The sequence below is a fragment of the Streptomyces sp. NPDC058231 genome (assembly GCF_042882275.1).
Lineage (GTDB): Bacteria > Actinomycetota > Actinomycetes > Streptomycetales > Streptomycetaceae > Streptomyces.
This window is the reverse complement of sequence record NZ_JBHVWN010000031.1, coordinates 59,855-86,103: the sequence shown is the minus strand read 5'-3', so window position 1 is coordinate 86,103 and position 26,249 is coordinate 59,855. Positions and strand designations below refer to the sequence as shown.

At 70.6% G+C, this 26,249-nt stretch carries 21 protein-coding genes and 2 pseudogenes; 2 read left to right on the top strand and 21 right to left on the bottom strand.

From position 1 onward, the window contains the following. Positions 1 to 209: 209 nt before the first annotated feature. From ACFVXE_RS21390 to ACFVXE_RS21380, 3 genes and pseudogenes are all read right to left on the bottom strand, one after another. Complete coding sequence (locus ACFVXE_RS21390) at positions 210 to 1,058, bottom strand: trypsin-like serine peptidase (RefSeq protein ID WP_389673118.1); 849 nt, start codon at positions 1,056 to 1,058, stop codon at positions 210 to 212. A 646-nt stretch (positions 1,059 to 1,704) separates the two neighbouring features. Further along, positions 1,705 to 3,201 (bottom strand): IMP dehydrogenase, encoded by a 1,497-nt coding sequence (locus tag ACFVXE_RS21385; RefSeq protein ID WP_389673116.1) that lies wholly within the window; start codon positions 3,199 to 3,201, stop codon positions 1,705 to 1,707. A gap of 766 nt (positions 3,202 to 3,967) precedes the next feature. Further along, positions 3,968 to 4,726: pseudogene (locus ACFVXE_RS21380) on the bottom strand (ABC transporter permease); the annotation flags it as partial. A gap of 56 nt (positions 4,727 to 4,782) precedes the next feature. Between ACFVXE_RS21380 and ACFVXE_RS21375 the strand changes: the two are divergent. Together ACFVXE_RS21375 and tnpB are read left to right on the top strand one after the other, a co-directional pair. Beyond that, complete coding sequence (locus ACFVXE_RS21375) at positions 4,783 to 5,361, top strand: IS607 family transposase (RefSeq protein WP_389673114.1); 579 nt, start codon at positions 4,783 to 4,785, stop codon at positions 5,359 to 5,361. Continuing rightward, entirely contained in the window at positions 5,358 to 6,812 is a 1,455-nt protein-coding gene (gene tnpB / locus ACFVXE_RS21370) for an IS607 family element RNA-guided endonuclease TnpB (RefSeq protein WP_389673113.1), read from the top strand. Before ACFVXE_RS21375 ends, tnpB begins: the two co-directional genes overlap by 4 nt. A 57-nt stretch (positions 6,813 to 6,869) precedes the next feature. Here tnpB and ACFVXE_RS21365 read toward each other — a convergent pair whose 3' ends face one another. The 18 genes and pseudogenes from ACFVXE_RS21365 to ACFVXE_RS21280 all read right to left on the bottom strand — a co-directional run bounded on the left by ACFVXE_RS21365 (position 6,870) and on the right by ACFVXE_RS21280 (position 26,226). Next, on the bottom strand, positions 6,870 to 7,040 hold the full coding sequence (locus ACFVXE_RS21365) for a hypothetical protein (protein WP_389673111.1): 171 nt from the start codon (positions 7,038 to 7,040) through the stop codon (positions 6,870 to 6,872). 10 nt (positions 7,041 to 7,050) lie between these two features. Further along, positions 7,051 to 7,848 carry an ABC transporter ATP-binding protein gene (locus ACFVXE_RS21360; protein ID WP_389673109.1) on the bottom strand — a complete coding sequence of 266 codons (798 nt, stop codon included), beginning with the start codon at positions 7,846 to 7,848 and terminating at the stop codon, positions 7,051 to 7,053. Positions 7,849 to 7,898: 50 nt separating this feature from the next. Further along, positions 7,899 to 9,023, bottom strand: a complete 1,125-nt coding sequence (locus tag ACFVXE_RS21355) for an aliphatic sulfonate ABC transporter substrate-binding protein (RefSeq protein ID WP_389673108.1) — start codon at positions 9,021 to 9,023, stop codon at positions 7,899 to 7,901. 137 nt (positions 9,024 to 9,160) lie between these two features. Next, positions 9,161 to 10,524 (bottom strand): annotated as a pseudogene (locus tag ACFVXE_RS21350) (sulfate adenylyltransferase subunit 1). 2 nt (positions 10,525 to 10,526) lie between these two features. After that, positions 10,527 to 11,462 carry a sulfate adenylyltransferase subunit CysD gene (gene cysD / locus ACFVXE_RS21345; protein WP_389673106.1) on the bottom strand — a complete coding sequence of 312 codons (936 nt, stop codon included), beginning with the start codon at positions 11,460 to 11,462 and terminating at the stop codon, positions 10,527 to 10,529. Next, positions 11,459 to 11,992: an adenylyl-sulfate kinase gene (gene cysC, locus ACFVXE_RS21340; protein WP_389673104.1), complete on the bottom strand. Its 534-nt coding sequence runs from the start codon at positions 11,990 to 11,992 to the stop codon at positions 11,459 to 11,461. Before cysC ends, cysD begins: the two co-directional genes overlap by 4 nt. A gap of 3 nt (positions 11,993 to 11,995) precedes the next feature. Continuing rightward, a complete protein-coding gene (locus ACFVXE_RS21335) occupies positions 11,996 to 12,841 on the bottom strand; it encodes a glycosyltransferase family 2 protein (RefSeq protein ID WP_389673102.1) in 846 nt (281 codons plus the stop codon). Positions 12,842 to 12,873: 32 nt separating this feature from the next. Beyond that, positions 12,874 to 14,169: an ATP-grasp domain-containing protein gene (locus ACFVXE_RS21330; protein WP_389673100.1), complete on the bottom strand. Its 1,296-nt coding sequence runs from the start codon at positions 14,167 to 14,169 to the stop codon at positions 12,874 to 12,876. A gap of 5 nt (positions 14,170 to 14,174) precedes the next feature. Next, positions 14,175 to 15,005 carry a sulfotransferase gene (locus ACFVXE_RS21325; RefSeq protein WP_389673098.1) on the bottom strand — a complete coding sequence of 277 codons (831 nt, stop codon included), beginning with the start codon at positions 15,003 to 15,005 and terminating at the stop codon, positions 14,175 to 14,177. Next, positions 15,002 to 15,904, bottom strand: coding sequence for a sugar phosphate isomerase/epimerase family protein (locus ACFVXE_RS21320; RefSeq protein WP_389673096.1), 903 nt, complete (start codon positions 15,902 to 15,904; stop codon positions 15,002 to 15,004). Before ACFVXE_RS21320 ends, ACFVXE_RS21325 begins: the two co-directional genes overlap by 4 nt. Next, positions 15,901 to 16,671, bottom strand: coding sequence for a hypothetical protein (locus ACFVXE_RS21315; RefSeq protein WP_389673094.1), 771 nt, complete (start codon positions 16,669 to 16,671; stop codon positions 15,901 to 15,903). Before ACFVXE_RS21315 ends, ACFVXE_RS21320 begins: the two co-directional genes overlap by 4 nt. Next, positions 16,668 to 17,603 (bottom strand): Gfo/Idh/MocA family protein, encoded by a 936-nt coding sequence (locus tag ACFVXE_RS21310; protein ID WP_389673092.1) that lies wholly within the window; start codon positions 17,601 to 17,603, stop codon positions 16,668 to 16,670. Before ACFVXE_RS21310 ends, ACFVXE_RS21315 begins: the two co-directional genes overlap by 4 nt. Beyond that, complete coding sequence (locus ACFVXE_RS21305) at positions 17,600 to 19,162, bottom strand: Ldh family oxidoreductase (protein WP_389673090.1); 1,563 nt, start codon at positions 19,160 to 19,162, stop codon at positions 17,600 to 17,602. Before ACFVXE_RS21305 ends, ACFVXE_RS21310 begins: the two co-directional genes overlap by 4 nt. A gap of 66 nt (positions 19,163 to 19,228) precedes the next feature. Further along, a complete protein-coding gene (locus ACFVXE_RS21300) occupies positions 19,229 to 19,651 on the bottom strand; it encodes a glyoxalase (protein WP_389673088.1) in 423 nt (140 codons plus the stop codon). 59 nt (positions 19,652 to 19,710) lie between these two features. After that, positions 19,711 to 21,003, bottom strand: coding sequence for an ATP-grasp domain-containing protein (locus tag ACFVXE_RS21295; RefSeq protein WP_389673086.1), 1,293 nt, complete (start codon positions 21,001 to 21,003; stop codon positions 19,711 to 19,713). 27 nt (positions 21,004 to 21,030) lie between these two features. After that, entirely contained in the window at positions 21,031 to 22,326 is a 1,296-nt protein-coding gene (locus tag ACFVXE_RS21290; protein ID WP_389673085.1) for an MFS transporter, read from the bottom strand. Further along, positions 22,319 to 23,137 (bottom strand): polysaccharide deacetylase family protein, encoded by an 819-nt coding sequence (locus ACFVXE_RS21285; RefSeq protein ID WP_389673083.1) that lies wholly within the window; start codon positions 23,135 to 23,137, stop codon positions 22,319 to 22,321. The genes ACFVXE_RS21290 and ACFVXE_RS21285 overlap by 8 nt, the downstream gene beginning before the upstream one ends. Then, complete coding sequence (locus tag ACFVXE_RS21280) at positions 23,134 to 26,226, bottom strand: amino acid adenylation domain-containing protein (RefSeq protein ID WP_389673081.1); 3,093 nt, start codon at positions 26,224 to 26,226, stop codon at positions 23,134 to 23,136. The genes ACFVXE_RS21285 and ACFVXE_RS21280 overlap by 4 nt, the downstream gene beginning before the upstream one ends. Positions 26,227 to 26,249: the final 23 nt, after the last annotated feature.

Here is a 26,249-nt window from a genome sequence, read left to right as displayed (position 1 = left end):
CGACACTCGGGCCCTCAGCCTGCACAGCCTCAGCCCACGGCACGAAAACGGTCCACCGACTCCGTCGGCGGACCGTCACGAAATTTCGAGGCTAGTCGACGAAGTGATGCCCTCTCGCAAGCCCTGCTGGGAGGACGTGCGCCGGTGCTGCGGCGCGACTCCGCCAGGACGCCAGGTTCAGCGTCTGTGGACGCAGACGGTTACATCGCTCAACATCCTCGCGAGCAGTGCTCAGACAGCGCGTAGAGGCGTCGGGCGAACGAGCTCAGGGCTGTTCCGTAACTGAAGGACTCGTCGCCACTGATGTTCACCGCGACGACACTGCCGGCCTCGGCCTCGTCGAGATCGACGATGTAGGGGCCGCCACTTGACCCGGCCCCCATGAAGCATGGGATCTGCATCAGGCCACTCCCGAGGTATTCGCTCGGACTGTCGCCTTCGCAGTGCAGGAGCCGGCTCGTATACGGGTAGCCGAAGAAATGGATGCGCCTGCCCGAGTCACCCGTGAACGAGATCCGCTGGACGCCGGTCACCTCGGAAACACTCCGCCCGTCATGGCCGGAATTCATCTCCAGCATGGCGAAGTCCAGGCCCTGGTCCTGCCACTCCGCGGCCATCCGCACCCGGCGCACCGTGAAGCCGCCGTAGGGGGTCTTGCCGTCGTGGTAGCCAGGCACGAAGTAGAGCTGCTGGTCCCACGTCGCCGACCGGGAGGACTCCCCGGCATCGGACGTTCTGACACAGTGTGCAGCGGTTATCACGGTGTTCTTGCCGACCACGGTCGCCGTGCAGGCACCCAAGTCGGCGCCCGCGCCCCGGGAGTACAGACGGCCGACAGTGCGGGCGACGAGACCGCCCTTCGCCCACTCGGGCTGTACGGGATCGTCAACGGCGTCGGCGCGGGCCACGGCCGCGATGCCCGAGCCGATCCAGTACGCCTCCACCTGACTGCGCTCCTGCCGCGTGACCGCCGCGTCATGAGTGGCGATACCCGACCCGGTCGTCGAGGAACCACCACCCCTGTGACCGCAGCCGAAGGCTCCCAGCGTGATCAGCACGGCTGCGACACCACCAGTCCACGTCCGTCTGTTCCCCATACCCCTGACGTCCCCCTTCTTCTTTCCTGACAGCACATCCAGACCGTTCCGGAGGCTCGGCCGCACGGGCCCAGCCCACGGCACCTTCGTTCTCGACTCCGGCCGGAAGTGGTCGGCTGACCACACTCACAGGTCGCCCGTTCGCTCCGAACGATGCCTGCGACCCAGCGGCGTCGTTCCTGCTCCGAGCAAGATCCGTTCGAGGACGGATCCTGGAGCGTGCGTCAAGTCGTGATGACTCCGCCTTGTACGTCTTCCTGGGTGGGTTGACCACATGGCGTGCATACCCCCACCCGTGATCACCGAGGCGGCGGCGCTGTCTGTCGCCGGATCCGGGCTCCGTCGGTAGGGCTTCGACGCGGGAGCTCAGCACTTCGCTGCCGATCGAGTCTCTGCTCGCTGTGGGGTGTTCCGGCAGGGGTGCGCGGCAGCGTCGGACAGCAGCCCGCGGTCCGGGCGATCCTCTCCAGCAGGTGGATCGCCCGGACCACTCGCTCGGACCACGCTCGGGCGCGCCACCGAGGGGACCTCGCCCGGGCGCCGGGCCGAAGGCCGGGACCGCGCACCGGCACCGGCCCGGAAGGCCTCGTCGTACCTCGTCCGCCTGTCAGGAGACCGTTGGCGGGGTGTCTCGCAGCGTGACGTTGGCGTGGCTCTCCTGGAAGCTCTGGTCGGAGACCAGGGTCAGCCGGGCCGTGGAGTGGAACTCGGGCAGCGTGGCGGAGCCGCAGGAGACCATCGTGGTCTTGAGTTTGGCGATGGTCAGGGCGAGCCCTTCGTTGAGGTCGCCGGCGTAGGGAACGTAGCCGTCGACACCCTCCTCGAACACCAGCCCCTGGCCGCCCTGGCCGTAGCGCTGCCAGTTGCGAGCACGGTTCGATCCCTCACCCCAGTACTCCTTCACGAAGCCGTCCCGGGTGGGGAGCTTCGCACCGGCCGCCTGATCGAAGCGGGCGAAGTAACGCCCCATCATGACGAAGTCAGCGCCCATCGCCAACGCCAGGGCCACGTGGTAGTCATGCACCAGCCCGCCGTCGGAGCAGATCGGAACGTACTCGCCGGTACGCTCGCAAAAGGCATCGCGGGCCGCGGCGACATCCAGCACCGCGCTGGCCTGGCCGCGGCCGATGCCCTTCTGGTCGCGGGTGATGCAGATGGAGCCACCGCCGACGCCGACCTTGACGAAGTCCGCTCCCGCCTCGGCGAGAAAGGTGAATGCCTCGCCGTCGACCACGTTCCCGCCGCCGACCGGGATCTCGGGATAGTTCTTCTTCACCCAGGTCAGTGCCTGTGCCTGCCAGTCGCTGTAGCCATCCGACGAGTCGAAGCACAGCGCGTCCGCGCCCGCCTCCAGCAGGGCTGGGACACGCTCCTGGTAGTCATGGGTGTTGACGCCCGCGCCGACGCGCAGACGCTTACCGGCGTCGACGACCTGGTCGGGGAAGCGCTTGTTGTCCGTGTAGTCGGACCGGAACACGAGATGCTGCAGGTTGCCCTCGCCATCCAGCACCGGGAGGCAGTCCAGCCGTTCGTCCCACAGCCGGGCATTGGCCTCGGAGAGTGTGGTGTCGGGTCCGGCATGGGGCAGGTCCGCGATGCCGGTCATCCGGCCGCTGACCGGTTCGGCCAGGTCGTGGCGTTGGGGGTGGAAGTCGCGGGAGGTCACCAGACCGAGCAGGCGCCCGGTTGCGGTCCCGTCGTGGGTGACTGCAGCGGTGCTGTGACCGGTGCGGTGCATGATGCCGACCAGAACGCCCAGGCTTTCGTCGGGGCGGACGTTCGTATCGCTGGTGACGAATCCGGCCTTGAAGTTCTTGACCTGACGGACCGCTGCGACCTGGTCCGGGATCGACTGGTTGTGATGCAGGAAGCTCAGACCGCCGTTGCGAGCGAGCGCGATCGCGAGTTCCGGTGTGCTGACGGCCTGCATGATCGCGGAGGTGAACGGGGAGTGCAGTTCGATCGCTGATGCCTCCCCCGCGGTGTGTCGTACCAGCGGCGTGCGCAGGTCAACCGTCGCAGGCGAGCAGTCGGTCCGGGTCCGGTTCGGCAAAAGCAGAAATTCGTTGAACGTCCGTGAGACCTCGGCCATGATCTGTGCCACTCGTTCCTCCTGACCCGTCCGACGGAACCCGACTGCCCCGCCGTGAAGATCGCGCCCGTGTTCCCGGGCCTGGGCAGGCAGGGGTCGGCAACGCAGGCATGGAGGTGCCACACACTGCGGCGGAGCCCTGACCGGCCCGTGGATCGAACGGGTGCGGTCCTGACCTGGCACCTTATCGATTGTCCAGCCGCCGCACGAATCGTGCCGGCTCACCGGTCGCCGCCCCCGGCAGCTCATCAAGCCCTCGGCCCGGGCGACGGCTTGGGGTGGCCGGTCGATCCGGCACCCGGCACCCGGCACCCGGCACCCGGCAATGGCTTCGGCGACAACTCCGTTACCTGCTCGGCACTACCGGACACCACCGCCCCGACCGAGAGCAGCGGAAGGACGAGTGTGAAGAACACACCGACCACAGCTCTGGTTGTATCGACGGCCTCAAGCCTCGTCGCAGCCAAGGCCGTTACCTTCGGGGCCCGCAACCGATGGTGGCTGTGGGCGGTCTGTTGCTCTCGCCCTGGTCACGGCCGCAGTCGTTGCGGCCGACCGGAGGACCGGCTGACGCCCCGGCGTCCCCGCACCCGTTTTCGGGGGCGCTCCGCGATACCCGTGCGCTCCTGGAACAAGGCGTCGTCGACGCCGGCGAAGGGGAGTTCGGGAAGGCCGAGCGCCGGGGCGGTCCACCGCATCGTCGTCCATCCACGTGGAGGCGCAGCACAGCTCGCCCGCGGCTCGTACGACTGCCGGCTCACCGCTCGGATCCCGGGCCTCAATTCCCTGCAAGGAGACCCCGGCTGCGTAGCACCCAGCGCTCCAGCGGGCCGAAGACCAGCACATCGACGGCGACACCCACGACCAGGATGAGGAAGATCGCGAGGAACACTCCGGGCATGTCGATGTTGTTGCGGCCGTTCTCCAGCAACTGACCCAGGCCCAGTCCGAGGTCGGGCGACGAGGCGATGATCTCGGCAGCCATCAGAGAGCGCCAGGAGAACGCCCAGCCCTGCTTCAGTCCCGCCAGGTAGCCGGGGAACGCGGCCGGCATCACGATGTGCCAGGCGCCCCTCAGCCCCGTGGCGCCCAGGGTCCGTCCCGCGCGCAGGTACAGCGGCGGCACCTGGTCCACGCCCGACACCAGGCCGTTGGCGATCGAGGGGACTGCGCCGAGCAGCAGGATCACCGCGTACATCATCGAGTCGTCAAGACCGAGCCACAGCACGGCCGGCGGCACCCAAGCCACCGACGGCAGCGACTGCAGTCCGGAGAGGACCGGCCGGACCGCGGCACGGACGAACCTCATCCGTGCGACGATCAGTCCGAGCGGTGTGCCGACCGCCACTGCGAGCAGGAGGCCGCGCGAAATGCTGGTCCAGATGATGTCCAGCAGGGTTCCCTGCAGCCACAGGTCGCGGAGACCCGCCCATACGGCGGACGGCGTCGGCAGTCTGTCCGCGGTCGTCACCTTCGAGGAGACGAGCACCTGCCAGACGACGAGCACCAGGGTGATCGCCAGGGTTGGGGGGTGAACAACAGTTCCCACTTTTTCAGTGGATAGCCAATACTCTCAGTGAATATTCTGATGTTGTGAAGCTTTCCGATTGGGCAGCGCGCAACGGCGTGCACTACCAGACCGCGTGGAGCTGGGCGAAGGAGGGCCGTATGCCGGTCCCGGTCGTCCAGACGCCGTCGGGTACGTGGCTCGTGACCGAGCCCGCCCCGCAGGCTGCGGGACGGGTCGTGGCGTACTGCCGTGTCTCCTCCGGTGACCAGAAAGCGGACCTGGAGCGTCAGGTCGCCCGGACCGTGCAGGGCGCAACGGCTCGGGGCCTCATGGTCGCTGACGTGGTGACGGAGGTCGGCTCCGGCTTGAACGGGCGCCGCCGCAAGCTGTACCGACTGCTCGCCGACCCGGGTGTCGGCACGATCGTGGTCGAGCACCGCGACCGCCTCGCCCGGTTCGGCGTCGAGCACCTCGAAGCCGCCCTCTCGGCGACGGGACGACGCCTGCTCGTCCTTGACCCGGCAGAGACCACCGCCGACCTCGTACGGGATATCACCGAGGTCCTGACCTCGATGTGCGCACGCCTGTACGGTCGGCGCTCCGCGAAGAATCGCGCCGACCGGGCCGTCGCCGTCGCCACCGGCGAAGAGGTGGCCGGATGAAGAAGTTCAAGCCCCGGCCCGGTTTCACCGTCCTCGCGCACAAGCTCGCGCTGGATCCGAACGCCACGGCCAACCGCCACCTGCACTCGCACGCAGGTGCCGCGCGGGCCGCGTACAACTGGGCGGTCGCGTACGTCACTGCCGTGTGGTGGCAGCGTAAGGCCGAGCAGTCGTACGGCACCCCCGAGGAGGAGCTGACCCAGTGGCGGTCGTGGTCGCTTCCCTCGCTGCGGAAGGTGTTCAACGAGGACAAGCGCACCAACCCGCGCTTCGCCGGCTGGTGGGAGGAGAACTCCAAGGAGGCGTACAACACCGGCCTGGCAGGCGCGTCAGCGGCGTTCGACAACTACGCGAAGTCGAAGAGCGGTAAGCGCAAGGGCCCAAAGATGGGCATCCCCCGCTTCAAGTCGAAGCGGAAAGCGCGCCTGACCTGCCGGTTCACCACCGGAACGATCCGTATCGAGCCTGACGGACGCCACGTCACCCTGCCCAGGATCGGCACGGTCCGCCTCCACGAGGACGCCTCCCACCTGCGGGCCCTCGCCGACGCCGGGAACATGCGGATCCTGTCCGCGACCGCACGTCTTAACCGGGGGCGCTGGTTCGTGTTGTTGCAGGTCGAGGAGAAGCACGAGATGGTCAAGGTTGCCCGTCCGGACGCGGCGGTCGGTATCGACCTCGGCATCAAGACCCTGGCGGTCCTCGCGGACAGCGACGGTGTCCTTGGCGCAGAACCCAACCCGCGCCACCTCGACCGCGCGCAGAAGCAGCTGCGCCGCGCCGGCCGGATCGTCTCGCGCCGCCGCGGCCCCGACCGGCGCACCGGGCAGCAGGCGTCGAAGCGCTGGGAGAAGGCCAGTCAGGCGCGGAACAAGATCCATCACCGGGTCGCGAACCTCCGCGAGGACACCCTCCACCAGATGACGACCCGCCTCGCCTGCGAGTACGGCACGATCGTCGTCGAAAACCTGGGCGTCGCCGGAATGGGCCGCAACCGGCGCCTGTCCCGCCGCGTCGCGGACGCCGCGTTCGGCGAGATCCGACGCCAGCTCACCTACAAGACCCGCCGGCGCGGCACGCGACTCATCGTCGCCGACCGCTGGTACCCCTCCTCGAAGACCTGCTCCCGCTGCGGTGCGGTGAAAACCAAACTGCCCCTCAGCATGCGCATCTTCGAGTGCGACAACTGCGGCCTCGTCCTCGACCGGGACGCCAATGCCGGACACAACCTGGTCGCCCTCGCGGCCCGCACCACAGGTACCGGAGTGGCCGGAGACCTGGACCTCGCCAAGGCGAAGTCGAAGCCCCGTGGAGCCGACCGGAAGACCCGCGTCACCCGACCGCGCCGCAAGGCCCGGACGGGGCGGGCAGGTGGCGCGATCCCCAGCCCCCGGGCCGGGAAGGAAACGGGAGACCGTCAACACGACACCGGCGCGCAACTCACGCTCTGATGACCCGTTACGGACCATTCCGGTGGAAACATCGGGATTGCTGAGATCGCTTGATGATCAAAGCAACGGAAAGACCTTCCTGGCCAGGAGCTCGCGCACCGGCGTGCGGCGGACCTCGATGCCGTCGAGCGCGTCCAGACCGGCTCCGAGACCGGCGAGGCCGTCGGTGTCCGGCGCTGTTCTCCCGGGTGCACCGGTCGTTCCGGTTGTCCGAGTCGTCTTGGTCACGTCGGCTGTCTCAGTGGCGGCCATGGCGGCGGATCTCCCCACGCAGTTGTTCGGTGATCTCGACGGACAGCTCGGCGACGACGGCGTCCTCGATACGGCGCGGCTGGGGGATGTCCACCGTCCACTCGCGTGCCACCCTGCCGGGGCGGGAGGAGAGCAGTACCACGCGTTGGGCGAGGCGTACCGCCTCGCGGACGTTGTGGGTGACGAAGAGGACCGAGACGTTCGTCTCGCGCCAGATGCGGGTGAGTTCTTCGTGGAGCACGTCGCGGGTGATCGCGTCGAGTGCGGCGAACGGTTCGTCCATCAGCAGCAGGTCGCTGTCCTGTGCGAGCGCCCTGGCCAGTGCGACCCGTTGGCGCATGCCCCCGGACAGCTCGTGCACCCGCTTGCGGTACGCGCCGCCGAGGCGGACCAGCTCCAGCAGCCGCTCGACCTCCGTGCGCCGCTCGGCCTTGGCGACGCCGCGCAGCCGCAGGGCGAGTTCGATGTTCTTGCCCGCGGTCAGCCACGGGAAGAGGGCGTGTTCCTGGAACACCAGGGCGGGTCGGCCGCCGGGGGTGTCGATGGAGCCGGCGGTCGGCCGGTCGAGCCCCGCCACCAGGTTGAGCAGGGTGGACTTTCCGCAGCCGGAGGCTCCCAGGAGGGTGACGAATTCGCCGGGTACGACATCGAGGCTGACGTCGTCGAGGACGAGCTGCGCCCCGGCCGGTCCTGTGAAGGACTTCGAGACATGCGCGATGCGGGCGGCGTGCGACACCGCCGTGGCGGCGGCATCGCCGGCGCCCTTGGCGAGCGTGGTGGCCATGGTCGTCACCTCCTGGGAACGGAACGGGAGCCTCGGGACAGGGGCGGGGGTCAGTCGGTGCCGAGTCCGGCGTCGGCCACTGCGGGCCGCCCCTGGTTCCTGAGCACCTTGTTGAGCAGTGTCAGGTCGTAGATTCCGTCCAGGTCGGGCTGCTTGAGCAGGCCGGTCTCCACGGCGTACTCGGCTTGCGTCTTCAATGTCGTGGCCAGCGGGTCGTCGGTGATCTGGATGGACTTCCAGGCCGGGTCGATGATCTCGGGCTTCAGCTCCTTGCCGCTGAGTTCCTTCAGCGCGGCGTTCGCCGATGCCTTGGCCTTGTCCGGGTTGGTCCTGATCCAGATGTTGGTCATCACCGTGCCGCGCAGGACTGCCTCGACCACGTCCCGGTGTTCCTTGAGGAATGTCTGGGACACGATGACGTTGGTGGTCACGAACTTCCTGTCCGGCCACAGCGCGGACTCCTCGAAGAGCACTCTCGCGCCCTCGGCGACCAGCTTGGAGGCGGTCGGCTCCGGCACCCAGGCCCCGTCGATCGAACCGGACCTGTAGGCGTCCGGGGTGACCTTGTTGTCCGTGCGGACCACGGAGACATCGCCCTTGCCGCTCTCCGCGTCGACCTTCCAGCCCTTGCCGGCGATCCACTTGAGGAACGCGACGTCCTGGGTGTTCCCCTTCTGCGGGGTCGCGATCTTCTTACCTCTGATGTCGTCCGGCGTCTTGATCCTGTCCGGGTCGACCACCAGCTTCACCCCGCCGGACGCGGCGCCGGAGATGATCCGCAGGTTGCCGCCCCGGGACTTGGCGTAGCCGTTGACCGCAGGCGACGGGCCGATGAAACCGATGTCGAGGGAGCCGCCGTTCAGCGCCTCGATCTCGGAGGGGCCGGCGTTGAAGGTCTGCGGCTCGATCGCGGTGCCACCCAGCTCCTTCTGGATCAGGCCCTCCTGGATGCCGACCAGGGCCGTGGCATGGGTCAGGTTGGGGAAGTAGCCGATGCGGACGGTGTCCGCGGAGAGTTTCCTGCCCTCGGCAGCGGTCTTGGTCGTGGAGTCGGCCTTGGCCTGGGAGCCGTAGCCGCAGGCGGTGAGCGTCAGGGCCAGCAGTGGAAGTCCGGCAGCGACGGCGAGACCTCGGCGGAGCATGAAGCGGGACGCGGACACGGAGGTTCCTCTCATCGGCCGGGACGGCTGTGGCCTCCGGCTGTTCGGTGCGTGATCGGGTGGGTGCCGGGCGACAGGGCGGTCGGGCATGTTGTCGTCTGGGGCGGGCGCGGCATGCCGTGAGCGCGCCCGCCACGCCTGACCCGGCCCGGTCAGAAGTCCCAGCCGTCGTCGTTCGTGGCGGGCGGATTCTGGGCGGTGGCGAAGGACTCGCCCGCCATTCCGGCCGCGAGCGTGGTGCCGTCGGCGGGGTCGATCAGGAGGAAGGAACCGGTACGGCGGCAGTCGGCGTACGAGTCGAGCGCGAGGGGCTCGGCGGTGCGGACCGTGACCCGGCCGATGTCGTTGGCCACCAGCCGTCCGGGCGCTCGGTGCGGGGACAGGTCGTCCAGGGTCAGTCTCGACGGGATGTCCTTGACGATCGCCTTGACCGTGCGGGTGGTGTGCTTGAGCAGCACCCGCTGCCCTACACCGAGCGGCTGGTCGGCGACGTGGCAGACGGTCGCCTCCACGTCCTGGGTGGTGGCGGGCACGTCCGTGGAGGGCACGATGATGTCGCCGCGTGAGATGTCGATGTCGTCCGTGAGCAGCAGCGTCACCGACTGCGGCGTCCAGGCGACGTCGACCGCCCTGCCGAGCAGGTCGATCCCGGCGATCCTCGACGTCCGGCCCGAGGGCAGCACTGTCACGCTCTCGCCGGTCCGGAAGGTCCCGGCCGCGATCTGACCCGCGTAGCCCCGGTAGTCGGGGTGCTCGGCGGTCTGCGGACGGATCACGTACTGCACCGGGAAGCGAGCGTGGCCGGGGACCCTCCTCCCGCATCCGGGAGGAGGGTCGGATGGTTGCTGACGGGTACGGATTCCAGGTGTTCCAGTACCGTCGGGCCGGCGTACCAGTCCATGTTCGCCGAGGGGTCCACCACGTTGTCGCCGGCGAGCGCGGAGATGGGGATCGCGGTGATCTCCGGGATGGCCAACTCGCGCGCGTATGTTGTGAATTCCTCAGCCGTCTTCGCGAAGACCGGTTCGGCGTAGTCGACCAGGTCCATCTTGTTCACGGCGAGCACGACATGGGGGACGCGCAGCAGCGCGGCCACCGCCGCGTGCCGGCGGGTCTGCTCGACCACCCCGTTGCGCGCGTCGACCAGTACCACGGCCAGATCCGCAGTCGAGGCGCCGGTGACCATGTTGCGGGTGTACTGCACGTGCCCGGGGGTGTCGGCGAGGATGAACCGCCGCCTCGGCGTGGCGAAGTAGCGGTAGGCCACGTCGATGGTGATGCCCTGTTCGCGCTCGGCGCGCAGGCCGTCGGTCAGCAGCGCAAGATCCGGTGTGTGCCGGCCGCGGTTGCGCGAGGCATGCTCGACGGCCTCCATCTGGTCGGCCAGCACCGACTTGGAGTCGTGGAGGAGCCGTCCGACGAGGGTGGACTTGCCGTCGTCGACGGAGCCCGCGGTCGCGAAGCGCAGCAGCGTGGTGGCCGGAAGGCCGTGCGTCTGCCCGGTGGTGCTGGTCATCCCTAGAAATACCCTTCGCGTTTGCGGTCTTCCATCGCAGCCTCGGACAGCTTGTCGTCGGCGCGGGTGGCGCCCCGCTCCGTGAGCCGGGACGCGGCGATCTCCGCGATCACGGCCTCCAGCGTGCCGGCGTCGGAGTCCACGGCTCCGGTGCACGACATGTCCCCGACGGTGCGGAAGCGGACCGATCGCCTCTCCACCGCCTCCCCGTCCTTCGGACCGCCCCACTCGCCCGCGGTCAGCCACATGCGGTGACGGGCGAACACCTCGCGTTCGTGGGCGAAGTAGATGCCCGGCAGCTCGATCCGCTCGCGCTGGATGTACTGCCACACGTCCAGCTCGGTCCAGTTCGACAGTGGGAACACCCGCACGTGTTCACCCGGCGCGTGCCGGCCGTTGTAGAGCTGCCACAGCTCCGGGCGCTGGCGTCGCGGGTCCCACTGCGAGAACTCGTCCCGCAGTGAGAACACCCGCTCCTTCGCCCGGGCCTTCTCCTCGTCCCTGCGTCCACCGCCGAACACCGCATCGAAACGGTGCGCCTGGATCGCCTCGGTCAGCGGCACCGTCTGCAGCGGGTTGCGCGTCCCGTTCGGGCGCTCGCGCAGCCTGCCCGCGTCGATGTACTTCTGCACCGATGCCACGTGCAGCCGCAGCCCGTGCCGGGCGACGGTGCGGTCGCGGTACTCGATGACCTCGGGAAAGTTGTGCCCGGTGTCCACGTGCAGCAACGCGAAGGGAACCGACGCCGGCGCGAACGCCTTCAGCGCCAGGTGCAGCATCACGATCGAGACCTTGCCGCCCGAGAACAGGATCACCGGATGCTCGAACTCACCCGCCACCTCACGGATGATGTGCACCGCCTCCGACTCCAGCGAGTCCAGGTGGGACAGCGCGAACGGGCTGTCGGTGCCGTCCTCGGCGGAGCCGGCGGCCGTCATGTGAGACCCCTCTCGGCGAGCAGCGCGTACAGCGCCGCCGCGGACTCCTGCACGGTCTGGTTCTGGGACTCGATGCGCAGATCCGGGCTCCGCGGCTGCTCGTAGGGGTCGTCGACCCCGGTGAGGCCGCTGATCTCACCCGCGGCCTGCCTTGCGTACAGCCCCTTCACGTCCCGTACGGAGCACACCTCCACCGGTGTCGCGACATGCACCTCGACGTAGGAGGTGCCTTCGCTCTCGTGGCGCTTGCGGACCGCTTCACGGCTGTCCGTGTACGGCGCGATCACCGGGACCAGGACCTTCACCCCGTGTGAGGCGAGCAACTCGGCCACATAGCCGACCCGTTGCACATGGGTGTGCCGGTCCTCGCGGCTGAAGCGGAGGTCCGCGGAGAGGAATTCGCGGATCTCGTCGCCGTCGAGCACCTCCACCCGGTGGCCATCGCCGCGCAGCCGCTCCGCCAGCGTGTACGCGATCGTCGTCTTGCCTGCGCTCGGCAGCCCGGTCAGCCAGATGGTGGCCCCTGTCACCGCTCAGACCGCCGGAAGTGCCGTGGCCAGCGAATTCGCCGCCTGGAGGCTGAGGTTCAGTCCGGCTGCCGCCGGGTCGTCGGACCAGGGCTGGGTCCGCGCGCTGTCGGCGAAGCGGCGCAGCGCCGCCGCGGGTGTACTGCGTGGTGCCAGGCGGCCTGCCCTCCATGCCTCACGGAAGGCGATGCCGGCGCCCTTGCTGTTGCGGTGCGCCACTCTGAGCGCGGGCACGAAGCAGACCTCGCCGCCCGACTCCGCGAGCCGTTCCACCAGTCCGTTGTCGCTCGCGGTGACGACGTCCGGGAAGCCGCCGGCGGACAGGAAATGGTCCGTCCACACGGCCGAGTTGCCGCCGGCGAAGAAGGACACCGGGCTGTACGCCGGGTGCTTGGCGTACCTCACCTCGTAGCGGTACTGGCGGGCACGTGCGACCACGCTGCTGTCGAACGGCAGGACACGTCCGGTGATCGCGGCGCGTTGATCGGTCAGGGCGGTGTCGAGGATGTGGAACCAGTCCGGCAGAGGACGGGCGTCGTCGTCCAGGAAGGCCAGTACGTCACCGGTCGCCTCCTTCGCCGCCAGGTTGCGGCTGGCCGCCGCGCCGCAACGGGTCGCGTTGCGGAGCATCCGGACGGGGAACGGGTATTCCGTGTCACCGGTGTGAAGGGGGGTGTCGGACGCGTCGTCGACGAGCAGGACCTCGTGGACGATGCCGCTGTCGTAGGCAGCGATCGCGCTCAGCAGGTGGCGGATGTCCGAGGGCCGGTTGCGGGTGGCGACCACCGCGGAGACCCGCTTGGCACGGCTCCGGTCCGGGGTGTGGCTGATGCTGTTCTGTTCCGTGCTCACTGCCGTACTCCTTGCGGGCGTATGTCCATGGCTCATCGCGTCCCGGTCGCGGACGCCGGGATGGCCGTCGCGGCGGCGAACGGGTCCAGCACCTCGTCCACCTCCTCCAGGAGGTCGCCGAGGGTTCCGGCGGCTTCGCCGCCGTCGGCGGGCTCGGTCGTGATCGTGATGCGTGCGGCAGCCGCGGCTGCGAGCCGGACGGCGGTCGCAGTGTCCTCGGCGCGCGCCAGCACGTAGCCGCAGCGGTCTTCCGACCAGCGCAGTTCGTGCACGGTGTCACCTTCGTCGACCTGGACGTCGACGTCGACCACGCCGGGTGCGGACTCGGCGTCCGCTACTCCCGTCACCGAGGTGACGACTCCGGGCTCGGCGACCAGGAAGCGGATCGCGGCCGCGCCGTCGGCGGCGGGCACCGGCAGTGCTTCGGTGCCCTCCGCAAGGCGGTAGGTGGCCTCTTCCAGGTCGACACCGTGGACCAGTCGTACGAGTTCGTTGATGCGGTCGCCACCCCTGCGGCTGTGCGACTCGACCACGCGTGGGCCGTCGGCCGTGATGATCAGCTCGGTGTGGGCGGGGCCGTCCACGAGCCCGACCGCGTCGAGGAGGTCCAGCACCATGGCGTGCACCGCGTCGCGGTCCCGGTCCGTCAGCGGAGCGGGGACGACGTGGCCGAGTTCGACCGCTCCCCCGCCGGTCTCCTTGCCGGTGACGGCGACGACGGTGTGCCTGCCGTCGACCGAGAAAGTCTCGACGCTCAACTCATCACCGACGAGCAGCTGTTCGGCCAAGAACGTGTCCAGACCGAACTGTCGGTGCCATGCCCAGGCCGCATCCGTCTCGTCCGGCGAGTTGATCATGCGGACGCCGAGGCTTCCCGACCCCATCGTGGGCTTGAGCACGGCGGCGCCGTGGGTCTTCACGAAGTCCCGCAGCTCGTCGTGTGCCGGGCAGGTCAATGTGGCGACCGGGCCGATGCCGCGCTCGTTGAGCAGGGCGCGCAGGGCGGCCTTGTCGTGCAGCAGACGGGTGGTGCGGACGCCGTTGCCGGGCAGTCCCAGCGCTTCGGTGAGGTGGCCTGCCACGACCTGGGCCGCTTCGGTCTGGGTGAAGACCCGTGCGAATGGCCGCTGTTCGTGCAGGGCTCGCACGAGCGCGGTGACGGTGGGCACGTCCTGGTAGTCGACCAGCAGAAGCTGCGCGCAGTGTTCGACGACGGCCGGGTCGAAGGCGGACGGTTTCTGGACGTGCACGACCTCGAAGCCGAGGGCGCGTGCCTTGCGGACGATGCCGGCCTTGCCGCCGAGGACAAGAACACGTGTTGCGGTCACGGGGGTCACCTCTGCATGGTCGTGGTGAGGGTGGGCACCGGGCCGGTCCCGACGGCGGCGGCCGGGCTCCGCAGTGCCTCCCATACGGCGGCCGTCGGCAGCGGAAGGCCACCGTCGGCAGCGGCGGCCGGCTGACGGGGAGCGAGTCCGGCCAGGTACGGGCGCAGGCCCATTCCCGTGAATTCCTCGAGGCGCGCGGTCTCCTCGCCCCGGCACAGCGCCTGGTACTCGACGACCAGCCGCCGCTCGGCCGGCACCTGCGGTGCGAAATCCACCCAGTGCTTGTTCCACGCGGTCCACTTGGCGAGCGCGGCGGACTCGGTCTGAGGTAGCCACGGCCGGTCACCGGTCCACCGCAGCATGGACCGTGCGGCTTCGAAAGGATGGCGTACGAGCATCACGTACCGCGCGTCGGGCAGTGCGGCGTCGAGCCAGGGAAGGTGCAGCAGGTACTCGTTGTACTTGTCCCCCCAACACGGCAGGCCGTCGTTGCTCTCGGCGAGGATGCGCCGGGCGAGTACCGCGGGGGCGTCCCCGGCGGAGCCCTCGGCGACCTGGAGGGCGGCGGTCCGCAGGCTCTTCTCGACGCGGGCACGCCAGCCGTCGACGCCGGCGCCGTCCGGCGGGCGCCGGTCGAGCGCGTGCAGGATCTCGTCCGTCCGCAGGTGACGGTCCGCCAGGTCCTGGCGGGTCAGCCAGCGATGCAGCAGATAGGGCAGCTTGCCGTTGACCGTGAAGTGGCCGCCCGCGTCGTGGAAGGCCAGGTTCATGGCGTAGGCGAAGGCCGTGGTGCCGCAGCGTTGTGCGCCGAGCAGGATCACGGGTGACGTGGTCATCGGGCCGCCTCCTCGGTGCGCGCGGTGTGCCGGACGTCCGCTGTCGGCGCCGCACCCACGGCCTCGGCCATCTCCCGCAGTCGCCGCATGCACTCCGAGCTGGCGTCGAAGCCGCCTGCCGTGAACTCTTCGCCCCACGGCTCGTCGCGCTGCGCCTGGGTGAGGACGCGTCCGATGCGCCAGTGCGTCTCCAGGGAGACCCAGCCCTGGTACCCGTCCTCGGCGAGCCTGCCGAGGATCGCAGACCACGGCAGGTCCCCGTCACCCAGGCGCACGTACGCGGCGCGGCCGTCCGGGTCCTTCACGTGTACGTGCCGGATGCGTTCGCGGCCGAGTCCGTAGTCGCGCGGGAAGGGCTCGGGATCCCAGCCGCTGAAGACGCTGTTGCCCGGATCCCACAGGATGCCGAGGCGGTCGTCGCCCAGCTCGTCGAGGAAGTCGAGGGTGTGGCGCATGGTGGGGCTGTTGGTGCGCATGCCTGTTTCCACGATGAGCGGGACCCGGTCCGCCGGCACGCCGTCGAGGACCTCACGCGCGGCCTTCGCCGCCGTGCGCGGGTCAGGGTCGCCCTCACGGTAGAACGTGAAGATCCGGACGAACGGCGCACCCAGCAGCTCGGCCCGTCGGACCGCGTCCACGACCAGCGCACGCACCTGGGTGATCTCGGCGTCGGTGCGCGGCAGGGCGCACTTGAGTGCGGGCGGGTCGAATCCGACGACCCTCAGTCCGTGGCCCTTCACCGCCTCTCGTACGGCATGGAGTTGGGCATCGTCCATCAGGTGGGGCGGTACGCCGCCGGAGGACCGGATCTCCAGTCCGCCGAAGCCCTGGCGGGACGCTTCCGCGGCGGCCGCGTCGATGTTCTGGGACAACTCGTCGTTGATGATGGCGAGTCTCAAAGGAGGGTCTCCTCATGGGGAGCGGGTGAGTCGGCAGCGGGGCGGGCACCGGCCGCGTACCAGTCGAGCAGGAGCGCGGTGTCCTCTTCGAGGGAGGGCGCCTTCGTCTCGACGGTGACCGCCCGCAGCGCTCCGGCCGCGGCGAGCACCTCTCGGGTCGGTCCGGCGCAGGAGGCGAGCGGCTTGTGCCGTGAGGTGGCGGGGGCACTCCAGTCGAACCCCTTCACCTGGCCGTGGGAGGTCCAGGGGGCCAGCCGCGCGGCGGCCTGCGCGGGGTCCGGTGCGATGCGGGCAAGACCCATGGTGTCGAGCAGGATTCCGGTGCCGGCGCGCTCGCACAGCTCGGCGAGTTCGGTGACCGGCGCGTACCCGTGGTGGGTCTCGACCAGAACGAGGCGGCTGTCACCGGTCCGGGCGGACAGGGCACCGATCTGGGCGAGGGTCAGTTGCCAGCGCGTGGGATCGGTGCAGCCCTCCGCAGCGAACACCTTCACGGGAAGGCCCGGTTCGAGCCACGGCAGGGTGCGGCACTCCTCGGCGGGGTGGGCGGGATCGCCGAGGACGACCCCCGTGCCCACGAAGCTGACGTCCACACCCGCGGCTCGCAGCCCGGTGAGGCCGCCCGTGCGTTCCCACCGGTGCCCCTTCCCGGCACGCACGTCGAGGGTGCTTCCGCCGACGGCCAGGACGAGCGCGGCCAGCCTGACGGCATCCAGGTCGGGGGCCGAGCCGGAGGAGAGCCCCACCCGTGTGGCCGGGGCCGTCATGCGACCACCGCCAGGTCCTGGGCGACGGAGGCCAGGATCTCCGTCACGGCGCGCGCACCGTCCAGATGGCAGCGGCGCGGCGGCCGTCCGGTCGTGACGGCTTCCGCCATCTCCTCGTAGACCATGCGCCGCAGCTCCGCGGTGGGCACGGTCGGCAGGGTCTGCTCGGTCTCACCGATCTGCGTGGTGACCATTCCGTCGGCGACGCAGAGCCCCCCGTCGGGGCCGAGGACCTGAAGCCGTTCGGTACGGACCGAGGACTCGGCGGTGACGGTGAAGGCGAGGGTGGCGCCGGCCCGGAACTCGATGTTGCCGGTGACCCGGCTGTCGATTCCGGGGGCGAGCTCCCTGCTCGGTGCGAGACGCACGGTCTCGATCTCGCCGAGGAGCTGGCAGGCGAGGTCGAGGTAGTGCACTCCCAGGTGGGCGGCGATACCTCCGAAGGCCGAGGCGGCGTCGCTGCGCCAGCCCGCCCTGCGGTAGTGGGCCGGCGGCCTGAACCGCGACACCTGGAGAACCGCCGTGACGGCAGGGTCGGTCCAGTTGGCGGCAAGTGCCGCCGCGGGCAGGCGCATGCGGTGCTGGAGCATCACTCCGACCGGCCGACCCGCCCGTCGGCCGGCCGCGGAGATCAGGTCGATCTCGGACAGGGACACGGCCGGCGGCTTCTCCAGCAGTACGGCCTTGCCCTGCTCCAGTGCCTGTACGGCGAGCCCGGCCCGGCTTCCTGGCGGGAGGCACAGCGCCACCAGATCGACACGGGGATCGGCCAGCATCTCCTGCCAGGAGTTCGCCCGGGGCAGCCCCGCGACGTCGACCGCCGCGTCCTGTTCGAGCACGGTCACCACTTCGGCCGCGCCGAGGCCGTCGAGAGCGGCCGCGTGCTGGCGGCCGGCGGATCCGAATCCGACGATTCCCACTCCCACGCTCATCGGGTGCCTCCCGAGACGGCGGGGGTGCGGTCCGCGGTCCACCCGAGGCGCTCCACCACCGACAGGGGGACTGATATCCCCGTTTCCAGGGCCGCCGCTTCGGCCAACTCCTCCTGCTGTTCGGGAAGATGCACGCGTGGCGCGCCCTGGGGGTAGCCGGCGGTGACGGCACTCGACAGCACGGTGAGCAGTTCCTCCATGGGAGGGTCGCCGAAGGCCGCAGGGGACAGTGCGAGGAACAACTGTGAGCATTCCATGGGCCGTTCGGGCTCCGCACGCTGCTTGTGCACCAGGGGACTGACTGTTCCGCCGGCCAGGATTCCGGCCAGGACCTCGGTGATCACGGCGACGCCGAGCCCCTTGTGACCGCCGAACACGGGAACGGCACCGCCCCTGTCCAGTTCCTCGGGGTCGGTGGTGGGCCGCCCCTGACGGTCCACGAGCCAGGTCGCGGGCACGGGCTCGCCGCGGTGGGCGGCGTGCCGGACCTTTCCGCTCGCTACGGTTCCGGTGGCGAAGTCGACGACCAGCGGCCGCCGTTCGCCGCGTGGAACAACCATGCACACGGCGTCGTTGCCGAGGGTGGGACGCCCCGCGCCGGGCGCCGCGACGCTCGGCCCGGAGATGTTGAACACCAGTCCGACGACGTCGTGCCGGACGAAGTGGTCGCGGTAGGCCGCGAGCATCCCGATGTGGTTGTTGCCGCGCACGGCCACGGTCGCGAGTCCCGTAGCCTCCGCCCGGCGTGCACAGTGCTCCGCCGCGAGTTCGGCGGCGACCTGTCCGAAGCCGCCGCGGGCGTCGAGGACGGCCACGGGGTCGCTCTGGGAGATCCACACGGGCTCGGCGGCGGGGTCGATGCCGCCGCGCTCAAGCCGGTCCAGGTACATCGGGAGCAGACCGACTCCGTGCGAGAAGTGGCCTCGTGCGTCGGCGTCGACCAGCACCCGCGCAACCAGTGCGGCGCGGTCGGCGCCGACCCCGGCAGAGGTGAGGGAGTCGACGGACGCGGCGGTCAGTGCCGCCACGGAGAAGCGCGCCTGGTCCTGCGCCGGTTCCGTACGGACCGGGGGCGTCGGGGGGCGGTTGAGGTGGATGACGCGGTCCGCTGTGGCGGCGGTGTCCGCATCGGTGGTCACCAGCAGGACCCCGCTGCCCTCGCGGGCGGCGGTCCGCGCCGGCTCGGCGGCCACCGGCCCCTGTGGGCCGGTGGCCGGCCGGGTGGCGTCGACGACCACGACCGGCCGCGGGCCGGTGGCGGGCAGGGCCTGACCGGCCCGCACCACCGTCATACCCGTCGGCCGTGCCGGGGCGACCCGCCGCGGGCGGCCACCGACGCCCACGGCCATAGCTCCGTACTGGGCCCGCCGCCGCCCGTCCATGACCTGGACCAGGGCCACGGCCGAGGCCTGGTCGTCGGTGTGCACGGCGACGATCTCGCCGGCGGCCACGCTGACGGTAAGCCCTGCGATCAGGATGCGCTCGGCGCCTTCGGGGCCCTCGGCCACGATCAGGTCCGCTACGCGGAGTGCGGGCGGCTTGCCCGCTGCTTCGGTCATCACTGGCTCCTCGAGGTGCCGTGCTACGGATGGGACGGCGGTGGGACTGTCGGTGCGGGCGGTCGCTCAGGAAGCCTGCGGCTCCAGGAACTCAAGCCGGTTGCCGAGCTTGTCGAAGGCGTAGAAACGGTCGTGGCCGGGGAAGTTGTCGTCCCACGTCACCTCATGGCCGCCTTCCTCCAGGCGCTTGGCGAGGCCGTGCAGGGAGTGGACGAGGATGCCCGGGTGCGCCTTGCGGGCGGGGCTGAAGTCCTGCTCCACGCCGAGGTGGACCTCAAGACCGCCGCCGCGGAACCAGCATCCGCCGCGGGCGGCGAGCACCGGCGGCTTCTCCAGCTCGGTCATGCCCAGGACCTCGCCCCAGAACTGACGGCACAGGTCCTCGGCGCCGGCGGGGATGGCGAGCTGGACGTGGTGGAGACCGCCGAAGGAGTAGTCGGTGGTGTCCTCGCCGTGGGCGGCCGCATTCGTCGTGTTCTCGTTGCTCATGCTCGTCTCTCTCTTCTGTTTCTCGCTGCCGCGAGTCGGGGGTCGGGACTGACGTGGTGTCAGCCAGTGGGGGCAAGTGTCTCGTGGCGCGCGGCCATTCCGTCGCTGCGTACGGTGAACGACAGCTTCCGCACACCTTCCCTGGCACGCTCCAGCGCCTCTTCCTGGGTGCCGCCCACCGCGCACACGTGTGCCCCGCGCGCGAAGGAACCTGTCACGCCGTTGAGCCGCTTGCCCGGCTCCCGCAGCACCTCGACGTCGACGACGCCTTCCAGCTCACGGGCCTCCTCCTCGCCCGTGACCTCCACGATCTCGCCGACGGCGTCCGGGCAGGCGTACCAGATGGCGGCTGCGCGCGGTCCGTCCGGCGTGCGCTCCAGCGTGGCCCGTACGTCCTCGAGCACCTTCAGCCCGACGGCCTGGCGGGCCACCACGTCGATCAGGTCGACACCGCTGATCCGTGCCCACAGTTCGGGGATCTCGTCGCCCGCCGGGCGCAGATGGGTCTCCACCACGTGCACCGCGTCGGCCGAGACGATCACTTCGGTATGGGTGACCCCCTGGCGCACGCCGAGAGCGGTGAGCATGTCACGGACGGTGGCGGCGATGCGCTGCTCGTCCTCCGCGGCCAGTGGGGCCGGAACGACGTGCCCGACCTCCACGAAGTGGTCGTGCTCGGAGATCTTGTGGGTGACGCCGACGACGAGGTGTCCGCCGTCCTCGCTGACGCACTCGACGCTGTACTCGGCGCCGCTGAGGAACGGTTCCACGAGCAGTTCGGGCGAGTCGAGGTCGCCGGCGCCGGTGGCGCCCCAGGCGAGGGCGCGCTCGATGTCGGCGGGGCCGTCGATGCGGGTCACGCCCTTGCTGGCGACGCCGCGGACCGGCTTGCAGATCAGGGGGTATCCCGCCTTCTCGGCGACCTTGAGGACACCTTCGGCGTCGTGCACGGTCTCTGCGGTGATGCCACCGACGCCCGCAGCCGTGAGGACCCGCCGCATCTCGCACTTGTCGGCGACGGCTCGCACCGTCTCGGGGCTGTGCCACGCAAGGCCGAGGGCGTTGCCGATGGCGGCGGTCTTCTCGGTGTCCTTCTCGGTGAAGTTGGTGAGCCGGTCGACCGGATCGACTCCGTGAACGAACCGGGCGGCGGCGACCCACTCGTCGACGGGCGCGTCCTCCCGCAGCACGATCAGCCGGTGGATCTTCTCCCGGCTGCGCAGCCTGGGCACGACCTCGGGCCGGCAGATGACGGTCGTACGCAGCCCGGGCCAGGCGTCGCGGGCCCGGTCGGGCAGATCGCGTCCGCCGCTGATGATCAGCAGATGCAGCGGGGGCGGGGTGTCGGACATGGAACTCCTCCGTGGATACGGGTGGGGTCAGCTGCCGGTCGTGGCGGACAGGGCAGTGGATTCTGGATCGGTCCGCCCCGGTACGGCCGCCGTCCTCGGACGCGTTCCCACCCAGCTGAGCGCGGCGGCGAGAGGGAAGCACACAGCGAGGATCAGCCAGCCCGAGGGGCCACTGCGGGCGAGCAGCCACAGGACGACGGCCGGGCCTGCGATCTCGGCGGCCGAGAAGCCCAGGTTGAAGAAGGCGAGGTAGCGGCCCTGGGCCGCGTCAGGGGAGAGCGCGAACGAGATCTCCCACGACGACGCCGAGTGCAGGAGTTCGGCGACCGTCAGCAGCAGCAGCGCGGCCACCAGGGCGACGGTGGTCCAGGCAGTGGTGTCCGTCACGCCGCTCGCGGCGAAGGCGCAGCAGGCGAACGCCAGCAGGACGGCTGACCAGTTGGTGGCGCGTGCGGCGGAGGGGAGGCTGTCGATGTGCCTCGTCACTCTGACCTGTCCCAGCACGGTGATGACGGTGTTGGTGGTGACCAGCACCGTGATCATCCAGTCCGGGGACCGGGTGTGTTCGGCCACCCACAGTGGGAGCACCGTGATGAGGACGGCATCGTGCAGGAAGAGCACGCCGTTGGCTGCCATCGCGGCCACGAACCGCCAGTCGCGGAGCGGCGGGACGACAGCGGCGGCATTCTTGTCACCGTCCTTGCCGCCGGGGGCTGCGGGACCGACCTTCGGCAGCATGCTGACGAAGGCGAAGACGAAGAGGAAACTGATCGCGTTGCCGATGAACAGCCAGCGGAATGCGGTCTCCGAGCCGGTCGTCAGCGCGATTCCCGCGAGTCCGAAACCGACGGTGAAACCGAGGTTGCGCAGGGAACGGATGAACCCCATGGTGCGGTTGCGTTCGGTGCCCGTGATGATGCGGCCGACCAGAGCCTGGTTGAGCGGCTGACCCGCCCGGTCCATGATGAACAGCAGACAGGCCGTCACGACGAACTCGGTGAAGCCGTCGACGTTCAGGTAGGCGACGTAGCCGACGGCCCGCCACAGTACGACGACGAGCAGGACGTTGCGTGGGCCGAACCGGTCCGCGAGCCGGCCCATGGGCACGGTGGTCGCGAGGCCCACGATGCCCGCGAGCGCGAGACCCACACCGAGCTGTGTCTCCGTCAGCCCTGCGAAACGGGTGAAGTACAGGGCCGAGCCCGCCAGGAACATGCCGGTTCCCACGGAGCCGACCAACGCGTTCAGCGCGATGATCTTGGATTCCCGGGTGGCGGGCAGGGCCCGGGCGAACCGGGCGTGCCAGGAGGTGCGTTCAGTCATGGGCTTCTCCATCGGGGCTTGCGGAGGCCGGCGGCGCGGTGGCCGGCCGGGCGGGCGTGGTCCCGGTCCACTGGGCCCGCCAGTGATCCACCAGCCCGTCCCAGTCGCTGACCGATCCGGAGGGAAGGTAGGTGCGCCGGATGGCGTGTGGTCCGGCCGTCCACGGCTGTGCGGGCGAGCGCACGGTGCCGAAGGCCAAGGCGTCGTCGGGCAGCACGTCCGCCGCCTCGGGGATCCCCCCGTAGGGGTAGGCGAACAGGCGCGCCGGCCCCGGTCCGTACCGGGCCTCGATGTCGGCGATCGAGCCGAGGGTCTCCTCACGTGCGCGGTCCGCCGGTACCCGGTCGAGATGGGGGTGGGTACGGGTGTGTGCGCCGATCACATGACCGTCGGCCGCCAGCCGGTCGCACTCCTCGTACGTGAGCCGGTCCTGGCGCGGTTGCTCGCTGCGCCGGCCGAGCAGGCCGGTACAGACGAAGAACACCGCGCGCACGCCGAGCCGGTCAAGGATCGGGGCGGCGTACGTGACGTTGTCGCGGTAGCCGTCGTCGAAGGTGATCAGCACGGTGGGACGGTCCGGCCGGTGCGGCGCGTCCCCGGCCACCAGTCCCGTCGGCTCGTAGGGGGCGAAGTCCTGGAGTACGCGTTCCAGGCCCCGCTCGAAGTCCCGGGGGGTGAGCGCGGTGTAGTGGCGGACGTCGGGGTGGACGTGGTGGAAGTAGAGCACGAGCGGCCAGCCGGCGGCACTGCCTCCGGCAGGCTGGTGCTCCTCGGGTATGCCGCTGATGTTCGGGACCGTGGCAGCGCTCACCGGATGTCTCCCGCCGTCTCGCGCGGGGCGTCCGGTGCGGACAGCACGCCGGACATCACCCGTTCGATCGCGTGGGCCAGCTCCTCGATCCGTCCGTCGCTCCAGTGGCCGGTGGAGTACTTGAGGCTCATCTCCAGTTCCCCGTCGACGATGTCGCCCTCCGCCATCAGCAGGTAGCGCTCCCGCTGGAGGGGCGAGCGGTGTGCGCCGAAGCTCTCGTCGGCGGGGCGGAGCACTGCGCCTGGAGCCCGTTGCTCCAGCCTCAGCAGATGACCGCGGAAGTTCAGCCGGACGGCGGGGTGGGGACAGCCACGCAGCGCGGCTCGCTCGGCCTCGACGGGCGAGGCGTACCGCAGCGCGTCGAATCCGTACCGCCGTTCCGGCAGCGCGGACAACCCCTCAAGGGCCGTGCGCAGGGCGGTGATGCCGTCGCCCTGCCAGCGCAGTACGGCGGGGAAGGTGCTCTGCACGTAGCCGACGGCGCGGGACAGGTCGAGATCTCCGACGGAGGTGTCGCGACTGTGCGCGTACACGTCCACACCGTGGACGGGGTGACCGGTCCACAGCGTGAGGCCGCCCACCAGGGCGCCGAGCGCGAAGTCGTGCGGAGCGATGCCGCGGGCGGGCAGGACGTGCGTGACCAGCCGGGTGGAGTCCGCGGAGAGCCGGAAACGGTGGGTGCGCAGGCTGGGCAGCCGGTCGTCGTCCTGCCATTCGGGCCGCAGGTCCGCGAAGTCCCGGGCTCGGGCGGCCCATTCGGCGGCATCCGCCCGGGCCTGCGGGCTGTCCAGCCAGGCGCGCATCGCCGTGCCGACGGTGCGCGGCCCGGTCGCGGGCGGCTGCGTGGCGCCGCCTGCGAGCAGTGCTTCGAGGTCATCGACGAGGAGCCCCATGGAGACCCCGTCGAGCACGAAATGGTGCACGGTCATCAGGAGGCGCGCCGTCCCGTCGCCGAGCTCCGCGTGCAGCAGGTGGAACACCCTGCCGTCGGCGAGCGACATGGACCGCTGGACGGCCGCCAGTTCCTCTTCCAGTCGCTCGGTGCGACGCCGGGCGGGAATGCTGCCGAGGTCGACGCTGTGGACCGCCGCGTCCACGTCGGGCTCGCCCAGCGCGGCCGTGCCGTCGGCGTGCAGGACCGTGCGCAGCGCGGAGTGGCGCAGCAGCAGGCTCCCGGCGACGGCGCGGAGCCGGTCCACGCCCAGCCCGGGGTCGGTGGCGAAGAGCGCGTTGAGGCAGAAGTGATCCGGCTCGGGAAGCTCGCCGTCGTACAGCCAGCGCTGCTGCGCGGGCAGCAGGTCGAGCGGACCGGCCGGTTCCGCGCCACTGTGCGACACGGGTGCGGACCGTTCGCCGGCGCGGGCGGCGGCGATGCGGGCGGTGCGGCCGGTGAGCAGGTCTGCGGGGAGCATGGGCACGCCCAGGGAGCGCATCCGGGCACAGACCCGCATGGCCATCAGGGAGTCCCCGCCGCGGGCGAGGAAGTCGTCGTCGGGGCCGAGGCCGGGATCCTGGAGCAGTCCGCGCAGCATCCGGACCACGGCGTCGAGGGGCGGGAGTTCGCTGTCGTCGTCCTGTGTCCCGGCCGTGGCGGCCAGGACCGCGGCCGCCTCGGACGCGGCCGCACGACGGTCTGTCTTGCCGGAGGTGGTGAGCGGCAGCCGGTCGAGCACCGCGATCCGGCCGGGTACCAGGTAGCCGGGCACCCGTTCCCGGAGATGGGCGCGGACGGCCTGTGGGTCGGGCCCCTGGGCGGAACGGCCGAGTGCCGCGGCCAGCAGGTGCCCCCCGTCGCCGTCGTCCACGGTGAAGGCGACCGCGGACGTCACCCCGGGGGCGGTGAGCAGATGGCGGTCGACCTCGTCGAGTTCGATGCGGTGGCCGCGTACCTTGACCTGGTTGTCGGTGCGACCGAGGAATTCCAGGTCGCCGCTCCGGTGGCGGCGCACGATGTCGCCGGTCCGGTACATGCGCGCGGCGGGGTCGGCGGCGAAGGGGTCGGCGGCGAAGCGCTCCTCGGTGCGGGCAGGGTCGTGGAGATATCCGGCGGCAAGCAGCGGCCCGCCGATCCACAGCTCGCCGCTCTCGCCCGCGGCGACCGGCTTGCGGTGGTCGTCCAGTACATGGAGCACGCGCTCTCCGACCGGACCGCCGATGGGCAGTCCGGCGGTGGCGGGTACCGGGGCGTGGGGGGGAAGCACCAGGGCACTTGCCGTGATCACGGTTTCCGAGGGCCCGTAGCCGTTGACCAGGGTGGTGTGCCCGAGCGGGGTACGCCGGTGGGTCCGGGCCTCGTCCGTGGTGGCGTTCTCGCTGCCGATGACCACGGTGCGTACGGCAGCGAAGGACGGGCCGGTCGCGCCGTCGAGCTCGGAACAGACCATCCTCCAGTACGCGGTGGGCAGTTGGAGCACGGTGACGTCCAGCAGCTCGGTGAGGGAGGCCAGCGACCCGGTGTCGGGCACGCCGCCGCCGTGGAAGGCGAGGGTGCCCCCTGCGGCCAGGGTCGGCCAGATCTCCTCCTGTGCGACGTCGAACCCGAGACTGGCGAACTGCAGCACCGTGTCGTTCGCGGTCAGTTCGAAGAGTGCCACCGCGGCCGTGATGTGCCCGGCGAGCTGTTCGTGCCCGACCAGGACGCCCTTGGGGGTGCCGGTGGAGCCGGAGGTGTAGACGACGTAGGCGGGATCCGCCGTGCCCGGCGCCGCCGTCCCTGCCCGGCCGACGGAGGCGGGTTCGAGGAGGGTGAGGCCGATCTCGGCGTCGATCGTCGCGACGGCGCCGGAGTGCCGGAGCAGGTAGCCGCGGCGCTCATCGGGGGTCGCGGTGTCGATGGGGAGGAACGCGGCGCCGGCCAGCCAGGTGCCGAGCATGGCGACGACCGCCTCCGGCCCGGCCGGCAGCCGTACCGCGACGATGTCCCCGGGGCGCACGCCCGTACGGTCGAGGTCGCGGGCGGTGTCGGTCGCCCGCTGCCACAGCTCCGCGTAGGTGACGGTGGAGCCGTGGGAGCGCAGTGCGACGGCAGAGGGACCGGTGGCGGCACGGGCGTGTACGAGCGCAGCCACGGCGGGGAGGTGTGAGGTCATGGGTGTGGTGGTGGGGCGGGGGG

Bases quoted from the DNA above. Each gene is read 5' to 3' on its own strand.
- cysD (WP_389673106.1), bottom strand. From the start codon at position 11,462: ATGACGGCCGCCGGCTCCGCCGAGGACGGCACCGACAGCCCGTTCGCG.
- tnpB (WP_389673113.1), top strand. From the start codon at position 5,358: ATGAAGAAGTTCAAGCCCCGGCCCGGTTTCACCGTCCTCGCGCACAAG.
- ACFVXE_RS21295 (WP_389673086.1), bottom strand. From the start codon at position 21,003: ATGTCCGACACCCCGCCCCCGCTGCATCTGCTGATCATCAGCGGCGGA.
- ACFVXE_RS21315 (WP_389673094.1), bottom strand. From the start codon at position 16,671: ATGACGGCCCCGGCCACACGGGTGGGGCTCTCCTCCGGCTCGGCCCCC.
- ACFVXE_RS21360 (WP_389673109.1), bottom strand. From the start codon at position 7,848: ATGGCCACCACGCTCGCCAAGGGCGCCGGCGATGCCGCCGCCACGGCG.
- ACFVXE_RS21310 (WP_389673092.1), bottom strand. From the start codon at position 17,603: ATGAGCGTGGGAGTGGGAATCGTCGGATTCGGATCCGCCGGCCGCCAG.
- ACFVXE_RS21280 (WP_389673081.1), bottom strand. From the start codon at position 26,226: ATGACCTCACACCTCCCCGCCGTGGCTGCGCTCGTACACGCCCGTGCC.
- ACFVXE_RS21305 (WP_389673090.1), bottom strand. From the start codon at position 19,162: ATGACCGAAGCAGCGGGCAAGCCGCCCGCACTCCGCGTAGCGGACCTG.
- ACFVXE_RS21290 (WP_389673085.1), bottom strand. From the start codon at position 22,326: ATGACTGAACGCACCTCCTGGCACGCCCGGTTCGCCCGGGCCCTGCCC.
- ACFVXE_RS21325 (WP_389673098.1), bottom strand. From the start codon at position 15,005: ATGACCACGTCACCCGTGATCCTGCTCGGCGCACAACGCTGCGGCACC.
- ACFVXE_RS21355 (WP_389673108.1), bottom strand. From the start codon at position 9,023: ATGAGAGGAACCTCCGTGTCCGCGTCCCGCTTCATGCTCCGCCGAGGT.
- ACFVXE_RS21300 (WP_389673088.1), bottom strand. From the start codon at position 19,651: ATGAGCAACGAGAACACGACGAATGCGGCCGCCCACGGCGAGGACACC.